Raw genomic sequence first — 16,878 nt, forward strand, 5'->3', positions numbered from 1 at the left:
GAAAGGAGATCGCCTCCGGAATGCCCGCTTTGGAACCGCTCGTGAATCTGGTGAACGGATAGGGTAGGAGGGGACATTAGTGGGGGGGACTTTCCTATCCCCTGGGGAGTGGGGGTAGGAAAACCCCCACTCCCAGCGCCCTCTTTCCTCATCGGGCGGCCAGGATGCTGCCCAGGAACTTTCGCGTCCGGGCTTCCCGAGGCTGGGAGAAGATGATCCCGGGCGCTGCGTCCTCCACGATCCGTCCCTGGTCCAGGAAGACGACCCGGTCGGCGATGTCTTGGGCAAACCCCATGTGGTGGGTCACGATCAACATGGTGATGTCGCTCTCCTGGGCCAGCATTTCCAATACCTGGAGCACCTCGCCCACCAACTCGGGGTCGAGCGCCGACGTGACCTCGTCGAAGAGCATGATCCGGGGCTGCATGGCCAGCGCCCGGGCGATGGCCACGCGCTGTTTCTGACCTCCGGAGAGCTGCGCCGGGTAGGCTTCGACCTTGTCCAGCAGGCCGACCTTCTCCAACAGGGCCAGTGCTCGCTCCCGAGCCGTTTCCCGGGACAGGCCCAGGACCCGCCTGGGCGCCACCGTCAGGTTCTTGAGCACGGTCATGTGTGGAAACAGATTGAACTGCTGGAACACCATTCCCACTTTGCTCCGAATCTCCCTCAGGCGGCGGGATCCGGCGGGAACCTGACGGCCCCTGCGATCCCGTTCCCAGACCGGCTGGCCGTCGATGAGCACCTGGCCCGAGTCCACGCGCTCCAGAGTCATGAGGATTCGGAGAATGGTCGATTTGCCGGATCCGCTGGGTCCGATCAGGGCCAGTTTCTGGGAGGGGGGCACCTGGAGATCGAGATCGTCCAGAACCAGAAGGTCTCCGTACGACTTCCGGACCCGGCGCATGGAGATGATTGCGTCGCGACTGGTTCGGGACAAGAGCTGCCTATCGAATCCGGAAGCCGTACAGGTCGGCATTCGTCAGGTGGAAGCGGAGGCGAACCGGCTGGCCTCGCAAGGAAGCCAGATCCGCTTTTTCTCTCCACGCCACTTCCTGCCGGGTGCTGTCGAAGGCCGTGAGCAGGCACTCGTCCCGGCTGTAACCGGCTACCGGCCGCCCTCCCGCATCCAGGACCTCTACAGTCACACGGCCCTCGGCAGCCGCCGCATTGACCGTCAAACGGCTCCCCTGGAAAACCAGCGGGTGGGTCGTCAGGACGCCTTCCCGGTCTCCGGCCCGACGCGACGCGAACCCGTTGGTGCGGTACTCCACCCGGGCCGGCGCGATCTGGAACACCCGGCTCTTTTCGATATGGTCCTCCCGGGTCTGACCCGTGTTGGCCTCGAGCTCCGCCCAGAACGCCTCCCGGACTTCCTCCACCGTGCGGCTGCAGCGGGGCCGCCGCCAGCTCCAGATGCATTCGTAAAGCGCCCACGCGGGCTCCACCGGCGCCGGCGGGGAGAGATAGGGCCGACCATTGTATTGCTTGTCGTCGAAAATCCCGGAGGCGGGGATCGGGATATCACCCGGTCCGCCGCCCACCAGCTTGTCCCGGATCCAGGCGTTGACGTGCAGGGTGTTGGTGCCGTGATAGAAACTGACGGACCGGTCTCCTTCCACCGGGCCCTCGGAGAAACTGTAGACGATCCCGTAATCGAAGCTGCCCTCGGGTCCGCTGGGAATCCAGGCCCGATCCCCTCCCAGATCCTCCCAATGGATGCCGTTGCGGCTCACCCAGAGATGGATCGACATCCGTTGAGTCCCGCAGTCGTAGAGCGGAAAAAAGGCGACGTAGAGGTCCCCGATCCGCTTCACCCGCTGCATCCCGTAGCTCTGGTGTTTCGGGTGTTCCCGCGGCGGCGCCCAGATATAGCTCCGGTGCCAGTTCACGCCGTCGCGCGTGGTCATCCGCCCCAGGTTCCGCGAGACGGCCCACTTGTTGTCGTAGCGCACCAACGCCCGCCCCATGGCCGGAGGATGGGCGGCGAAATAGAGCACCAGCTCACCGGTGCGCTCGTCGTAGAACATGGGCCCCAGGTTGTCGGTGGGGCTGTCCAGCGTCTCCACCTGAAGGTGATTCCGCATGAAGGGACGTTCCGTGGTGAGATAGGCCACTCCCTCGGAATCCCGGACCATCAGGTAGATCCCCCGCTGAAACTCCATGTCAGGAAACTTGGGAGTACTGACCCGGGTGGCGGTCCGCAGATCAGGGATGCCGCGGGTTCGGTAGTCCCAAAGCCCGCCGAACTTCTCTCCTTCGCCCACGTGGCCCCGGGACGCCATCTTCTCCAGGATGTTGTTGGCCCGGGAACCTTGGAACTCCACCAGACCGAGTTCCGGCTTGGTCCAACGGTTCCCGTCACTGGATACGGCCAGCATCCGGTACCGGGTCGGGCTGATGTACTCCAACTCGTACCGTTGCTTCTCCCGGTTGAAGGACAGGCCGGCGCCCTCGCGCAGTATCGCGTAATGGCCCTCCCAAGGCCGGTCGGGCCGGAACAGGGCCTGAGTGTCCAGCTTGCGGGCCGGATGGAAGACCTTCCGGAGATGCCGCTGGTCCTGGATCAGGTAGTCGTCCACGAACAGTTGGGAAGCCACCGGAATCTCCAGGGGAGGTTCCGGTTTCGGCGGCGGCCCGTTCCGGTGCAGGTACAATGCCCGGCGGGGCCCGTCATCCCAGAGCCGTCCATCCACCCGGGGCCGCACCCGCACGTGATACGTGGCCGCCTTCAGGCCGGTGAGATCGAAGGCGACATGAGCCTTGTCCGGTGTGAGCCGGACCGCCGTGGCGGGTGATCGCACGGTTCCGGTGCCGGCTTCCACGAGATCGACTTCCACGGCCAGCTCCCGGACCGGAGCGCCTTTCCTGAGCCAGAGCTCCACCTCGGCGGCGTTGTCGTCGATATAGGCCAGACGGTCCAGGTCCGCTCCCACCCAGGTCTGGACCGGAAGGCGGAAGTCGTTGGAGAACAGGACCCGGCCGTCCCCGACTCGCCGTCCCTTCACGGTCAGGCGGTAGTTCCCCGAATCGTGAGTGTCGACCCACCAGCCGGTCCGCAAGTATCCCCGGACCCTCTCCTGGGGCCCCTTGTGGCTGGAGGCAGGGAGGGGCCGGTAGGGTCCATGGCCCAAGAGAGGCCCCAGATCAAAGCCGGCCGCAGCGTCTTCCGCTCCCGCCTCCAGAAGCCGTCTTTCGGTTCGAGCCCCTCCCGCAGGAAACCCCACCGATACCTCCATCTCCACGGGCTCTGCCGGAACATAGTTGAATTCGAGCCGATGTCCGGCTTCTCCCACAAAATTCAGCTGGTATCCAGCGGGTTCCGCTCCCTGATCACCCTTTTGGACTCGATAGGGAGCCAGATCAATGGGCGTGAGGGCACTCTGGGACACCGCCGTCTGGAAGAGAAAAAGTAGAACCAGGACTGGGACCACTATCCGTCGCGCACTTGATGTCAACACGGGGCCTCCACCGAAATTGCCTTCGTTTCAAGTCGATCGCCGACTCATTCTAGCCCGAATTCCAAAGCGCGTCCCGGTGGCAGCCGTTCGGCTGAAATTGTTATCGTGTCCGTATGGTGACCGCTCCCGCGCTTCGTCTTCGTGGCATCCGGAAGAACTACGGCAAGAAGACGGCCCTTGAGGGCGTGGACCTGGAAACGCCGTCCGACACCATTTGCGGGTTGATCGGTCCCAACGGCGCCGGCAAGACCACCCTGCTGCGCATCGTTCTCGACATCATCGGCCCCGACGACGGAACCGTGGAGGTGTTGGGCACTACTGACCTCCAGTCGACCCGACGGCGTATCGGGTATCTTCCGGAAGAGCGCGGGCTGTATCCCAAGATGCGGGTCATCGACCACTTGGTATTCCTGGGTGTGCTCAAGGGACTGGGCAGAATGGATGCCATGGAACGGGCTCTCGGCGGACTCGAGGAGGTCGGCCTCGGCGAACGCGCCCGGGACAAGGTGGAAACCCTCTCCAAGGGAATGCAACAGAAGGTCCAGCTTCTGGGAACGATCCTCCACGAGCCGGAGCTGCTGGTTCTGGACGAGCCGTTCAGCGGACTGGACCCGCTCAACGTGGAGCTTTTCAAACGGTTGGTCCTGGAGCGCCGCCGCGCGGGAGCGACCGTTCTCCTTTCGACCCACCTGATCGAAGACGCCGAACGCCTTTGCGACCGGGTCTGCATGATCGCCGGCGCCAACAAGGTCCTGGACGGGAAGGTGGGCGACTTGAAGGCGGCCTCCGGGCGGCGGGATCTGGCCATCGCCTTCGAGGGGAGCAGCGAGTTCCTGGCGGCGCCCGGCTTGGTGGAGCGCGCCGCCGACCAGGGCGGTTACGTTGAAGTTCGGCTCAAGGAAGGCGCCGATCCTCAAGTCCTGCTCCACCGGGCCGTGGAGTCGGGAGCGAGGATTTCACGTTTCGAACTCACGGAACCCTCACTGCGCGAGATCTTCATGGAGAAGGCCGAGGCGGCCGGCCTGTCGACGAGCGACGCCCCGCCGGCTGGAGAGGCGGGTGCGGTATGAACCCATTTACGCCCAGCGTTATGGCAGTCGCGTACCGCGAGTTCATGCAACGCGTCAAGACCAAGTGGTTCATCCTGGGCACCATCGGAATGCCGGTGATCATGGTCGGCGTGGCCTTCCTCATCGTTTTCGCGATGCGGGACGTGGAGGACTCCGAGAAAGGGAAGACCATTGGAGTCGTGGACTCCGGCGGAACCGTAGCGAACCTGCTGGTGGAGGAATTGAATGACGGTTTCGTCACGGCGTCGCGGGCGCCCGACCTGGAAGAATTGCCCGCTGACGCGATCCGGGAGCGTTTCCTTTCGACGGCGTTCGACTACCTGCTGATTTTGCCGGACGGAGCCGCCACCTCGGCCCGTGGTGCTGCTGTCGCGAGCCGGGAGGAAACGGATGACACCGGGGACCGGGTGACCGCCACCTTGCTGGCCAGAGACAAGGTTCCGTCGGGAACTCTGAGATCGGCCCGCAATGCGCTCCAACGGGCTCTTTTGCAAACTCGACTCCAAGCGGCGGGAGTCGAAGCAGTGGACGCACGAGAGTTGTTGCGCAGACCTCGATTGAACGCCGTCAACGTCACCGACACGGGCGAGACCCGCTCCCAGACCATTCAGTCCATCGCCAGCATGGGCGTCGTCTACTTCTATTTCATGCTCCTGGTGGCTTACGGGCAGATGGTCCTGATGTCGACCATCGAGGACAAGCAATCGAACATCGTCGAAATCCTGGCATCGTCGTTACGCCCCTGGGAACTGATGTTGGGGAAGATACTGGGCTGCGGCGCCATGGCCCTGGCTCAGATCGGGATTTGGGCCCTGATGGCGGCCACCGCGGTTGGTTTTTTCCTCACCCGCGGAGGATTGACGAGCGTGCCGTCTCCAGGTCCTGTTCTCGGTGGCGGCCGCGACCCGATCACCGGTGAAACCGCCGATCTTTCGGGTATCGACCTGATTTCGGATTCCATCTCGTGGGAGAGCGTCATCCTGGCGCTGCTCTTCTTCGTCCTGGGCTATCTCCTCTACACCTCGGTTTTCGCCGCCGCCGGGGCCACGGTCAGCGATCTTCAGGACGCCCAACAGGCGATGACGCCCATCGTCCTGGTGAGCATGATCTCCCTCATTGCCGGCCCCTTGCTGATGGAGAGTCCCAACAACCGATGGGCCGTGATTCTGTCGATGGTCCCACCCTTCAACGCTGTGGTGATGCCCTCCCGGGTCTTCTCCACCGAAGTTCCGCTCTGGCAATGGGGGCTCTCCCTGCTCCTCCTGGCCGCGGCTGTGGCGGCCGTCGTCTGGTTGGCCGGACGGATCTACCGGGTGGGAATCCTGATGAGGGGACAGCGGGCCAGCCTGCCGGAGATCGTTCGCTGGGTCCGTCACGGTTAGGAGTCTGCGTTTCTCACCAGGCAGCGTGACGATCGCGCAGGATTTTCGCCTTCCCCCTCTTCCTCGTTGCGTCCGGGTTCGGTTCGGCGTACGCTGAATCCGTGAAGACGGTGGCCGGTTCCATTCTCTTGTTCGTCCTGGCCACCAGCCCCATGGTCTGGTTGGTTCGAGAAGCGGGGAGTGAGCCGGCGGCTTCGGCCTGTCCGACTCACGGGAGCGCCTGCTGCTGTCCGGACGCGTGCCTGAAGCAGTTGAAAACCCCGGACGACGGCCTTCCGGCCTGCGCCCGGCCGGCGCGAATACCGGGCCGGCTCCGGTTCGTCTCCGACTGCGGAGCCGAGCCCGACGGCATCGGATTCATGAATCTGAAGGCCGTCTTCCTCCCTCCGGTCCGGACCGGTTGCGATGACCTTGACTCCGGCCTCGCCCCGGAGCCTCCCTTGCGAACCCCCCTGATCCCGCCAGTCCCCGACGACCCTCCTCCACGCTCGTTCTCCTGACTCGAGGACAGTTAAACGACGATTCGGGATCCCCCGCCGCCGGGAATATTTCCGTGCGCCCGCCGGGGGTTCCCTGTTTGCTCTGAGCGTGCGACACCAAAAGGAGGTTCGTATGCGCCAACTGATTGGAACCGCGGTCTGCCTCCATCTCGCCTGCATGGCGCCGGCGGGAGGGAAGCTGCTGGCCGCGGAAACCGAGCCCGTTGTGTTCCAAGGCCGGGTCGTGGACCCTCACGGCTATCCCATTCCGGGCGCCGAAGTGAAGGCCCTCCGATCCGGCAAACCGTTAGAGGCCCGCTTCACCGATGATCGGGGCGAATTTCGCGTCCGCCTGAAGCCCGGACGCTACTCGTTCAGGGTCCGGGTGCCTGGCTTTCAAACCTATGAACAAGCCTGGCTCCTGGGAGATCAGCCTCAGGAATTGCTCTTGCGGTTGGAGGTGGACACGACCGTCCAGCATTTGGAAGTGCGGGCGAGCGCGCCCCGGATGCAGCATGAACTGGCCATGGGAAGCGGCCGGATCGACCGGCAGGAGAGCCAGGACCTGGCCGAACTTCTCCGGGGCGAGGCGGGAACCGCCGCGGTCCGGCGAGGACCCATCAACCTGGAACCGAACATTCGGGGCCTGCAGGAAAACCAGATCGGCACCTTCGTGGACCGGACCCGAACCTTTGCCGCCGGTCCCGCGCGGATGGACTCGGACATGAGTCACGTGAGCCCCCACGCGGTCCGGTCCATTCGCGTGGTCAAGGGCCCCTACGCCCTGGGATGGGGCGCCGGAGTGCTGAGCGGAATCCAGGTGCAGACCTTTCGGCCCCCCTTCCACAGCGGCGGCGGCCGCTTTCATGGACGGTTCGGATACCGCTACGGACAGAATGCCGTCAACCAGGACGGGCACGGCCTGTTCTGGGGCGGGAACGAATGGTTTCGGCTCCACCTGCTCTACAACCGGCGGCAGGGCAACGACTACCGGGCGGGCGACGGAAGCCGGGTCCCTGGCGACTACAGTTCGGACGACGTGCATTGGAGCCTGGGATTCAAGCTGTTGCCGGAGCTGGTGCTGGACTACGCGGGCGGCTATCAGGAACAGAATGACATCGACTATCCCGGACGAATCCTGGACGCCAGCTATTTCTACACCCGGTCCAACGCCGTGGGGTTGACCTGGAATCCGGCCGCGGGAGCCCTCTCCGAGATCCGCGGCCAGGTCTACCTGAACTTGAAAGACCACCTGATGAACAACGAGGAGAAGCCGACGGCACGGCCCATGGCCGGACGGAAGCCTCCGTTCGGCCTGCTGGTGGACCTGCCCACGGAGTCGAACACCATCGGCGGGGACTTCTCGGCCCTGATTGAGAAAGGTCTCTGGGATTGGAGGTTCGGCCTGGACTTCTACAATTCGAATCAGACGGCCACGCGGTCCATATTCCGGCGCGCTCCCATGGTCCTCCTGTTCCGGGATGTGGTCTGGCCCGATGCCGAACTCAGCGACCAGGGATTCTACGTCCAGATGGTCCGAGAAGGGGAGCGCACCGAACTGGCGGGGACAGTCCGGATCGACCGGGTCCAGGCCGTGGCCGGCGCCGTTTCCGACTTCTTCGCCGCCAACACGCAAGGCGGACTCGACCAGGGAGAGACGCACGTCAGCGCCGCGCTGAACGGAAGATGGTCCATGGGCCAGGGCGTGTCCCTGACCGCCGGACTGGGACGCGCGGTGCGAACCGCCACGGTTTTGGAGCGCTATTCCGACCGATTCCCGGCCACCAAGTTCCAGATCGCCGCCGAGTTCATGGGCGATCCGGCCCTGAACCCGGAAGAAAGCCTGGAATTCAATCTGGGCAGCAGCCTGGTTCGGGAGACGACCCGCCTCGACCTGGACCTCTTTCACCGCGTGATCGACAACTACATCACCGTGCAGGCGGATCCCTCCCTGCAAAAGCGGCTGCCTTTGAGTCCGCCGGTCGTGTTTCGCTACATCAACGGTTCACAAGCCCGCTTCCACGGAGCCGAATTGACGCTGGAACAAGAGCTGCCCCCCATTTTCCGGCTCCGGGGATTTCTCTCCTATGTCTGGGGAATGGACGAGCTGTTCGGCGAACCGATCCTGGGACTGCCCCCGTTGCAGGGACAGGCGGCTCTGGAGCTGAGCTCGCCCGACCGTCGTTACTGGGTGGATCTGTCAGTGACGCTCGTGGCCAGTCAGAACCGGGTGGCCTCCCGGAGGTTCGAGCAGGCGACCGGCGGTTACGCCGTTGCCGATCTGAGAGGACGGGCGTCTCTCACCTCCGGATGGACGCTGAAGGCCGGGGTCGAAAACCTGGGTGATCGGCTCTACAGCAATCACCTGAACTCTCCCAATCCCTTCACCCGCCTCCGCATCCCCGAGATGGGCCGGAATTTCTACCTGGGACTGGAATACGAGTTCTGAGGAGCGGCGACTTTCCTGTCGCCGCAGGGGGGGCAGGGGGGACGGCAGTCCCGCCTCTACGCCCTTACTCGGATCGGGGGACTGGACGTCCCCCTCCACTATGGGGGACTAACAGTCCCCCCTCCGCAACCTGGCGCGGCTTGAGAAGCCGCTGGAGCCGGGGGCTCTCCTCAAGAATGATGGTCTCGGACCGGTTCGGACCGGTGGAGATGATGGAGATGTCCGCACCGGTGAGTTCGCCAAGCCGATGCAGGTAGGACTTGGCCTTCTCCGGCAGGTTTTCGTAATCCTGGATGTCGGACGTGTCCTGCTGCCAGCCGGGATGGGTCTCGTAGATGGGGCTCACGTCTTCGAGCGCTCCCACGTCGGTGGGAAAACTCGTCAACCGGCTCCCCCGGTAGCGGTAGCCGGTGCAGATCCGAAGCTCCTTCAAGTGGTCCAGAACGTCCAATTTGGTGACCACCAGCGTGTCCACGTGGTTGATCAGATTGCTGTACCGGGCCACGACGGCATCGAACCATCCGCAACGCCGGGGCCGCCCCGTGGTGGCGCCGTACTCGACGCCCCGCTCCCGGATCTCCTCCCCTTCCGCACCCTCCAGCTCGGTAGGAAACGGGCCGCCTCCAACCCGGGTCGTATAGGCCTTGGTGATTCCCATCACTCCGTCGATGGCGCCCGGCCCCACGCCGCTGCCGGTGCAAGCTCCGCCGGCCGTGGCGTTCGAAGAGGTGACGAACGGGTAGGTGCCGTGATCCACGTCCAGCAGCGTTCCCTGGGCGCCCTCGAAAAGGATGTTCTTCCCCCGCCGGATCTCCCGGTTCAGATACTCCGCCGTGTCGGTGACATAGGAGGCGATCCGTTCGCCGATGCCCAGATAGGTCTCCTCGATCTGATCGGTGTCCACCCCGCCGCTGCCGTAGACCCGGTCCAGAATGCGGTTCTTCAAACCCGCATAGTTCCGGAGCTTCGAGCGAAAGAGCCGGGGTGACAACAGGTCGCCGACCCGGATGCCCCTCCGGGCCATCTTGTCCTCATAGCAGGGTCCGATGCCCCGGCTCGTGGTCCCGATCTTCGCCTTGCCCAACCGGCGTTCCTCGGCGCCCTCCAACAGCCGGTGGTAGGGCATGATCAGGTGTGCCCGGTTGCTCACATGAAGCCGCCCCCGCAAGGAAAATTCCCCCAGCGCCAGCAGCTCCTCTTCCAGAGCCACCGGATCCACGACGACCCCGTTGCCGATGACACAAGCCTTGCCGGGGTGCAGGATCCCGGACGGGATCAGGTGGAGGACATACTTGGCGCCCGCCACCAGAACGGTGTGCCCGGCATTGTGGCCACCCTGGTAGCGAGCGACGACGTCGAAATGACGTGTCGTCAGATCGACGATTTTTCCTTTGCCTTCGTCACCCCATTGGGTGCCGACGATCACGACGTTAGCCATAGTACAGACGAAAAACGGAAAGCCGGTTCAGGGACTTGACCAGATCGGTGCGCATACCGGCCGCAAGCCGAACCGCAGTCAACCTTGATTGGAAAGTTCCTCAACCGGGTCGGTCATCCATCTCCGGACGCGGTGACGGCTAGAGCTGGTTCTCGATCAGACGGGCGATGTTCTCTCGGGACGTGGCGCCAACGACCTGGTCCCTGAGTTCCCCATTCTTGAAGAGCAGCAGCGTCGGAATGCCCCGGATCCCATATTTGGCCGAAGTCTCACGATTGTCGTCGACGTTGAGCTTGACCACCTTGGCGCGACCGGAAAAGTCCTGGGCAATCTGATCGATGGTGGGGGAGAGCATCCGGCAGGGCGCGCACCAAGCCGCCCAAAAATCCACCAGCACCGGATCGCTCGCCTGTAAAACGTCCGTCTCGAAACTCTGATCTGTAACGTCCTGAACCTTGTCGCTCATCCTGTCCTCCTGAAATCTCCATCGAGCGGGCGCCCAACGCCGCCGCCGGCCCCGCTTGACCTTCAGAAACCCTTATTGACTGCCTCTGATTGCGGTGGCGCAGAACCCGGAGCGCCCACCGCGGCACATGTTAACATAGGAGCCTGCGTTGAAAGTCGCCGCGGACTGCCCGCGGTCCCACGTATGACTCCGAAATTCCCCCGGGCCAAACGTTCCCTGGGGCAACACTTCCTCCACGACGCCGGCTACTGCCGCCGGATAGTCCGGCTGGCGGCGCCGACCGGCCGGGAGACCGTCATCGAAATCGGCCCGGGCACCGGCCAGCTCACTCGGCTCATCCTGGAACGGGCCCGCAATGTAGTCGCCATCGAGTTCGACCGGGATCTGGCGGACTTTCTGAAACGCAGTCTCAGGCCCGAGTCCCTGTCGCGGCTGACCCTGATCCAATCGGACGTCCTGGATCTCGATTGGGCCGCCACCTTTCCCGAAGCTCCCGTCAAGCTGGTGGCCAACCTTCCCTATAATATCGCCACCGCCGTACTCACAAAGATGATTCCTTTCGGCCATCGGTTTCACAGCTTCACTTTCATGGTCCAGAAGGAGGTCGCCGAGCGCATTCTGGCCCGGCCCGGTTCCAAGAGCTACGGCTATCTCACGCTGGTGCTCCAACACCGCTTTTCCCGGATTCGCGGCTTCGACGTGCCGGCCGGCGCTTTTGCCCCTCCACCCGAGGTCCGCTCCCACGCCATGCAGTTGATCCCCCGCCCACGGCCGGCCCACCTCCCGTGCCACGACCGGTTCCTGCGGCTGATCCGGACCGGATTCCGCCAGCGCAGGAAGACACTCAGAAACAATCTCCGGAGCGTGTTCGGACCCTGGAAGGGGCGCCTGGAACCGGCTTTCGAAGACGCCGGAATCGAACCCCGTCAGAGGGCGGAGGAGGTGTCTTTGGAACAGTTTGTGTGTCTGGCACGCATGCTATAGTTGGCCGCCAATGAGCGGTCGTTTGGAAGTCATCCCCCTGGGAGGGCTGGGCGAATTCGGGATGAACTGTGCCGCCCTCCGGGCCGGAGACGACCTGATACTGGTCGATGCCGGAATGATGATTCCAGGCCGTCGCCCGGTGACCAGCCTGGGCGTGGATCTGATGGTCCCCGACATCAGCTTCCTCCTGGAAAACCGGAGCCAGTTGCGGGGCATCGTGTTGACCCACGGCCACGAGGACCACGCCGGGGGAGTCTCCTACATCATCGATCAGCTTCAGGTCCCGGTCTACGCCAACCGGCTGACCTTGGGCCTGGTTTCGTCCCGGCTAAGGGAGCGAGGACTGGACAAAGAGGCGGACCTTCGATCGCTGGAAGCCGATCGTCCCGTGGACCTGGGGGTCTTCCGGGTGGAACCCCTCCGGGTCACCCATTCCTTTCCCGAAAGCTTTTGTTTTGCGATTCGGACTCCCGCGGGCCGGATTGTCTGGACCGGAGACTTCAAGTTCGACCAGACCCCCATCGACGGCCACAGGAGCAACTTGGCGCGACTCGCCGAATTGGGGCAAGAGGGTGTTCTGGCGCTCTTTTCGGACAGCACCAACGCGGATGTCCCGGGTCTTTCTCCTTCCGAGTCTTCCGTTTACGAGCCCCTGGAAAACCTGTTTCGCCAGGCCGACGGCAAGATCATCCTGGCCACCTTCGCCAGCAGCATGCACCGGATCCAAATCGTCCTGGACCTGGCCCGCGAGGTGGGGCGCAAGGTGGTTCCCTTGGGGAGGAGCATGGTCTCCAACATCCGCCTGGCATCCCGGCTGGGATATCTGAGGACCGATTCCGAAGTCTTGGGGTCGCGGGACGATCTGGCGCGGATTCCGTCGGAACGCCTCGTCGTCCTGGCCAGCGGCACCCAGGGAGAGCCCATGTCGGCCATGAGCCGGTTGGCCGTGGACCAGGTTTCCCAGGTTCGAATCGAGCCCGGCGATCTCGTCCTCCTTTCGTCCCGCATCATCCCCGGAAACGAGAAGGCCATCGGCCGGATGATCAGCAACTTCTACCGCAGAGGAGCCCGCGTGCTGGACTCCCGCCATGAGCCGATCCACGCTTCCGGACACGGTTACCGGGAAGACCTCAAGCTCATGATCGACCTGACGCGGCCCCGGTTCTTCATTCCCATCCATGGCGAATTCCGCCAGTTGGCGGCCCACGCCAGCCTGGCCCGGCGCCAGGGGATCCCCCCGGACCGGGTCCATCTCCTGGAATCCGGAGAAGTCCTGGGCCTGGGTCCCGACAAGGCCGAGATCCTGGGCCGGGTGAGGGCAGGACGCCGCTTTATCGATGAGGGCATCCGGCGGCAGGTGGATCGGGACCTCCTCAGAGACCGCCGTTTTCTGGCCACCGACGGGGTACTTGTGGTGGGACTTCGGCTGGACCGGGTGAGCTGGGAACTCATCGGGGAGCCGGAGTTGATATCCCGTGGATTCGTTCAACCGGAGGATTCCGAGGACCTGATGCGGGAAACCCGGGCCCGGATCCGCCGTCTCGTGTCCGAAACCGGCGCCAACGGGAAACGGGACGAAGGCCTGCTGGAAGAGATGCTGCAGACCGGGTTGAAGCGTTTCCTGCGCAAACGCACGAGGAAGAGGCCCTTGATCGTCCCGATGATGCTGGCCCTGTAGCCAGGACGCATCGATCATCGGAAGGAGTCGACATGAGCATCCAGGCCTACCAGCGCATTTCGGAATTGTTGGGACTCTCCCTCCTGTTCGGCTCCGCCCTGCTGACCCTGTCCCTCGTGAGCTACGATCCCACCGACGCCTCATACAGCGTCGCCTCGTCCAGCCGGATCTACTCCAATCTGGCGGGCAAGATCGGCGCCTTGAGCTCGGACGTTCTGTACCAACTGCTCGGTTGGTCGGCCCTTTGCGTGCCCATTCCGTTTTTGCTCCTGGGATACCGGTGGCTTCGGAGACGGCGTCTGGAAGACCCCTTCCTGAAGCTGTTTTGCGTCGTATCCGGCCTGATCGCCTTGAGCGCGGCCTTCTCCATCGTTCCCCTGCCCATCCGTCCGGATGTGAATTTTGCCCCCGGCGGGATCCTGGGAGTGATGCTGGCGCATTACCTCACCTCCGTGCTGAACGCTCCCGGAGCCCTGCTCGTCCTGGCCACAGCCCTGATTCTATCTCTGGTCGCCGGCACCACTTTTTCCGTGAACCGGTTCCTGGGCTGGATCGGCAACCGCAACTGGAACCTCTTGCGGAACGCCTGGGCGCACTATTCCGATTGGACTCATAGCCGGCGCCAAAAAAAGGAAGCGGCGACCTGGAGCGAAAAGACGGAATCTCAAGTGGCGCAACCGATGCCGCGGAGGATGACCTGGGACGGGGTCAAGCCCGAAGATGCGCCTCCTCCCGAGAACATTCCGGAAACTATTGCGCGATCCGTTTCACAGACCGTCCCAACGACCATCCCGCAGGCCATTCCGGCCGCTTTGCCCGAGGTCGAACCGGAGTCCGGACCGGAGGCCGAAGCCTTCGCGGTGCCGGTGGCGGCGGCTCCGGCGGAATCGACTCCGGTCGACCGGCCCAGGCAGGACGCGGCTTCCACCTACACGCTCCCTCCTCTGGATTACCTGGAGGAGAACCTGATCAGGCCGGAGATCGACGAGGCCGACCTCATACAAAGAGCCCATATCCTGGCGACCAAGTGCGCCGAGTTCGGGGTCTTGGGCCAAGTGTTGCAGATTCATCCCGGGCCGGTGGTCACGACCTTCGAATTCAAGCCGGATCCGGGCATCAAGTACAGCCGCGTCACCAATCTTTCGGACGATCTCTGTCTGGCTCTGAAGGCCGAGTCGGTCCGCATCGAACGGATCTCCGGCAAGAACACCGTCGGCATCGAAGTCCCGAACTCGGATCGCCAGATCATCCATTTGAGAGAGATCCTCTCGTCCGGCAGCTTCCACCAGATGCAATCCCCTCTGGCTCTGGGACTCGGGAAAACCATCCATGGCGCCAACTACGTGGCGGACCTTTCGCGAATGCCGCATCTTCTCATTGCCGGGGCCACCGGATCGGGGAAGAGCGTGGCCCTGAACTGCATCGTCTGCTCCATCCTCTACAAGGCCGGCCCGGACGAAGTCCGATTCATCATGATCGATCCGAAACGGCTCGAGCTGGGCCTGTACGCCGACATTCCACACTTGATGGCGCCGATCGTCACGGACCCGAAGCAGGCGGCCAACGCCTTGAACTGGGCCGTGGGAGAGATGGAGAAACGGTACCGGACGCTGGCGCACGCCGGGGTTCGCGACATTGGGGAATACAACAAGTTGGTGACCGAAGATCCGGGCCAGTCGAAAGAGGGTCCCCTTCCCTACGTCGTCGTCATCGTCGACGAGTTGGCCGACCTCATGCTCACCACGGGCAAAGAGGTGGAAACCGCCGTCACTCGACTCGCCCAAATGGCCAGGGCCATCGGGATCCACTTGATTCTCGCCACGCAGCGCCCGTCGGTGGACGTCATCACCGGCCTGATCAAAGCCAATTTCCCCAGCCGGATCTCCTTCCGGGTCTCCTCCAAGATCGACTCCCGGACCATCCTGGACGGCAACGGCGCGGAGCAGTTGCTGGGCATGGGAGACATGCTGGTGCTGTCTCCCGGAACCTCACGGTTGGTTCGCTCCCACGGGGCCTGGGTGAGCGTGAAGGAAATCAATCGCCTGACCTCCTACATCAAGGACCAGGGCAATCCCGACTACCGCGAGGAAATCCTCGCCGGCGACGAGGATGAGAACGAACCCGGAGCGGTCGGCGGCGTCTCGCCCGCGGAAGACAGCCTGTTCGATGAGGCCGCCCGGTTGGTGGTGGCGACCGGCAAGGCATCCACTTCCCTCCTGCAGCGAAGGCTCAGAATCGGATACGGACGCGCCGCCAGGCTCTTGGACATCATGGAGCACGAGGGCATCATCAGTCCCCCCGACGGAAGCAAGGCCCGCGACATTCTGGTGGCGCCCGACTACTTCGAAGAAGTGGACAGCCGGGATTGACAGTCCGTGGTGAAAGTCCCGCTTTTGGCCCGGCACCCTCCCTTTAAAGAAATAGGAGGAAGGGCGATTTCCAATCGCCCATTCTTCGTTACCGGTCACTCCGGAGTTCGGCGGATAGGATACCGCCGTTCCTCTCCCCCTCCCTCCCCGGGGTCACTTTTACTTTTTAAACGTATGCCATAGAATGGTTTCAGTACATGGGTAGATTTCTCCCAGCCGCACTCATACTGTTGCTGGGGAGTCCCTGGGCAAACGCCAACGAGCGGGACCTGCCTCCCCGGTTCCGGGTGGATGTCGACATGGTGGCCCTTAGGGTCACCGTGACCGATCCCCTGAACCGTTATGTGATCGGCCTCGAACCCGAGCACTTCCGAGTCTTCGAACGCAAGGTCGAGCAGTCCATCATCCACTTCTCCGTCGACAAGGCGCCCATCAGCGTCGGCATCATCCTGGACCGAAGCGGGTCCATGGGCGACAACATGATGAGTGCGCGCAACTCCGTAGTCCGCTTCCTGAAGCAGGGCAACCGCCAGGACGAGTATTTCCTGATCACCTTCAACGACCGGACCTCGGTGGTCCAGGACTTCACCGCGCAGAGCGAGAACGTCCAGAATCAGGTCACCATCTCGAACCCCAAAGGCCGGACCGCTCTCTACGACGCCATCTATCTGGGCTTGGAAAAGATTCGCGCGGCGCGCCACGACAAGAAAGCTCTGATCGTGATCACGGACGGGGAAGACAACAGCAGCCGATACACCTTCAGCGAGTTGAAACAATACGTCAAGGAATCGGATGTCCAACTCTACGTGATCGGGGAACGGGGCCGGCTGCCCTATGGCCGGGACATCATCGCCGAGATCATCAGCCTGACCGGCGGCCGGGCTTTCTTTCCCAACAACTTCAAGCAGTTGGACTACTTCGTGGATCTGATCCACACCGAGCTTCGTAATCAGTACCTGTTGGGCTACGTCCCCACGGACCGAACCTTCAACGGTAAATGGCGGAAGATCAAGGTCAAGCTGGATCCCCCCGAAGGACTGCCCAGGTTGATCGTCCGCGCCAAGAAGGGTTATTTCGCTCCCAACAAGTAACCGTCTGCGGGGTC

At 63.3% G+C, this 16,878-nt stretch carries 12 protein-coding genes; 8 read left to right on the forward strand and 4 right to left on the reverse strand.

The window, feature by feature from the left end; all coding sequences use genetic code 11:
• Nucleotides 1-148 precede the first annotated feature (148 nt).
• Both ehuA and OXT71_18340 read right to left on the reverse strand, forming a co-directional pair.
• Nucleotides 149-913 carry an ectoine/hydroxyectoine ABC transporter ATP-binding protein EhuA gene (gene ehuA, locus OXT71_18335; protein ID MDE2928350.1) on the reverse strand — a complete coding sequence of 255 codons (765 nt, stop codon included), beginning with the start codon at nt 911-913 and terminating at the stop codon, nt 149-151.
• 31 nt (nt 914-944) lie between these two features.
• Nucleotides 945-3,458 carry a hypothetical protein gene (locus OXT71_18340; GenBank protein MDE2928351.1) on the reverse strand — a complete coding sequence of 838 codons (2,514 nt, stop codon included), beginning with the start codon at nt 3,456-3,458 and terminating at the stop codon, nt 945-947.
• 113 nt (nt 3,459-3,571) lie between these two features.
• Here OXT71_18340 and OXT71_18345 point away from each other — a divergent pair, with 113 nt between their 5' ends.
• From OXT71_18345 to OXT71_18360, 4 genes are all read left to right on the forward strand, one after another.
• Nucleotides 3,572-4,528 (forward strand): ATP-binding cassette domain-containing protein, encoded by a 957-nt coding sequence (locus OXT71_18345; protein ID MDE2928352.1) that lies wholly within the window; start codon nt 3,572-3,574, stop codon nt 4,526-4,528.
• On the forward strand, nt 4,525-5,910 hold the full coding sequence (locus OXT71_18350) for an ABC transporter permease (protein MDE2928353.1): 1,386 nt from the start codon (nt 4,525-4,527) through the stop codon (nt 5,908-5,910). Before OXT71_18345 ends, OXT71_18350 begins: the two co-directional genes overlap by 4 nt.
• Before the next feature lie 101 nt (nt 5,911-6,011).
• Nucleotides 6,012-6,410, forward strand: a complete 399-nt coding sequence (locus OXT71_18355; protein ID MDE2928354.1) for a hypothetical protein — start codon at nt 6,012-6,014, stop codon at nt 6,408-6,410.
• A 112-nt stretch (nt 6,411-6,522) separates the two neighbouring features.
• Complete coding sequence (locus OXT71_18360; protein MDE2928355.1) at nt 6,523-8,838, forward strand: TonB-dependent receptor; 2,316 nt, start codon at nt 6,523-6,525, stop codon at nt 8,836-8,838.
• 64 nt (nt 8,839-8,902) lie between these two features.
• Here OXT71_18360 and OXT71_18365 read toward each other — a convergent pair whose 3' ends face one another.
• Both OXT71_18365 and trxA read right to left on the reverse strand, forming a co-directional pair.
• The gene (locus tag OXT71_18365) at nt 8,903-10,276 is read right to left on the reverse strand and encodes an adenylosuccinate synthase (GenBank protein ID MDE2928356.1); all 1,374 of its coding nucleotides are present in this window, start codon (nt 10,274-10,276) and stop codon (nt 8,903-8,905) included.
• A 139-nt stretch (nt 10,277-10,415) separates the two neighbouring features.
• On the reverse strand, nt 10,416-10,742 hold the full coding sequence (gene trxA, locus OXT71_18370; GenBank protein MDE2928357.1) for a thioredoxin: 327 nt from the start codon (nt 10,740-10,742) through the stop codon (nt 10,416-10,418).
• Nucleotides 10,743-10,925: 183 nt separating this feature from the next.
• Between trxA and rsmA the strand changes: the two genes are divergently transcribed.
• The 4 genes from rsmA to OXT71_18390 all read left to right on the forward strand — a co-directional run bounded on the left by rsmA (nt 10,926) and on the right by OXT71_18390 (nt 16,864).
• Nucleotides 10,926-11,726, forward strand: a complete 801-nt coding sequence (gene rsmA, locus OXT71_18375) for a 16S rRNA (adenine(1518)-N(6)/adenine(1519)-N(6))-dimethyltransferase RsmA (GenBank protein MDE2928358.1) — start codon at nt 10,926-10,928, stop codon at nt 11,724-11,726.
• A gap of 10 nt (nt 11,727-11,736) precedes the next feature.
• Nucleotides 11,737-13,404 (forward strand): ribonuclease J, encoded by a 1,668-nt coding sequence (locus OXT71_18380; GenBank protein ID MDE2928359.1) that lies wholly within the window; start codon nt 11,737-11,739, stop codon nt 13,402-13,404.
• 32 nt (nt 13,405-13,436) lie between these two features.
• The gene (locus OXT71_18385; protein MDE2928360.1) at nt 13,437-15,773 is read left to right on the forward strand and encodes a DNA translocase FtsK; all 2,337 of its coding nucleotides are present in this window, start codon (nt 13,437-13,439) and stop codon (nt 15,771-15,773) included.
• A 197-nt stretch (nt 15,774-15,970) separates the two neighbouring features.
• Entirely contained in the window at nt 15,971-16,864 is an 894-nt protein-coding gene (locus OXT71_18390; protein ID MDE2928361.1) for a VWA domain-containing protein, read from the forward strand.
• Nucleotides 16,865-16,878 lie beyond the last annotated feature (14 nt).

Source organism: Acidobacteriota bacterium (assembly GCA_028874215.1).
GTDB lineage: Bacteria > Acidobacteriota > UBA6911 > RPQK01 > JAJDTT01 > JAJDTT01.

Bases quoted from the DNA above. Each gene is read 5' to 3' on its own strand.
- OXT71_18360 (MDE2928355.1), top strand. From the start codon at position 6,523: ATGCGCCAACTGATTGGAACCGCGGTCTGCCTCCATCTCGCCTGCATG.
- OXT71_18380 (MDE2928359.1), top strand. From the start codon at position 11,737: ATGAGCGGTCGTTTGGAAGTCATCCCCCTGGGAGGGCTGGGCGAATTC.
- trxA (MDE2928357.1), bottom strand. From the start codon at position 10,742: ATGAGCGACAAGGTTCAGGACGTTACAGATCAGAGTTTCGAGACGGAC.
- rsmA (MDE2928358.1), top strand. From the start codon at position 10,926: ATGACTCCGAAATTCCCCCGGGCCAAACGTTCCCTGGGGCAACACTTC.
- OXT71_18350 (MDE2928353.1), top strand. From the start codon at position 4,525: ATGAACCCATTTACGCCCAGCGTTATGGCAGTCGCGTACCGCGAGTTC.
- OXT71_18345 (MDE2928352.1), top strand. From the start codon at position 3,572: ATGGTGACCGCTCCCGCGCTTCGTCTTCGTGGCATCCGGAAGAACTAC.
- OXT71_18385 (MDE2928360.1), top strand. From the start codon at position 13,437: ATGAGCATCCAGGCCTACCAGCGCATTTCGGAATTGTTGGGACTCTCC.
- OXT71_18390 (MDE2928361.1), top strand. From the start codon at position 15,971: ATGGGTAGATTTCTCCCAGCCGCACTCATACTGTTGCTGGGGAGTCCC.
- OXT71_18365 (MDE2928356.1), bottom strand. From the start codon at position 10,276: ATGGCTAACGTCGTGATCGTCGGCACCCAATGGGGTGACGAAGGCAAA.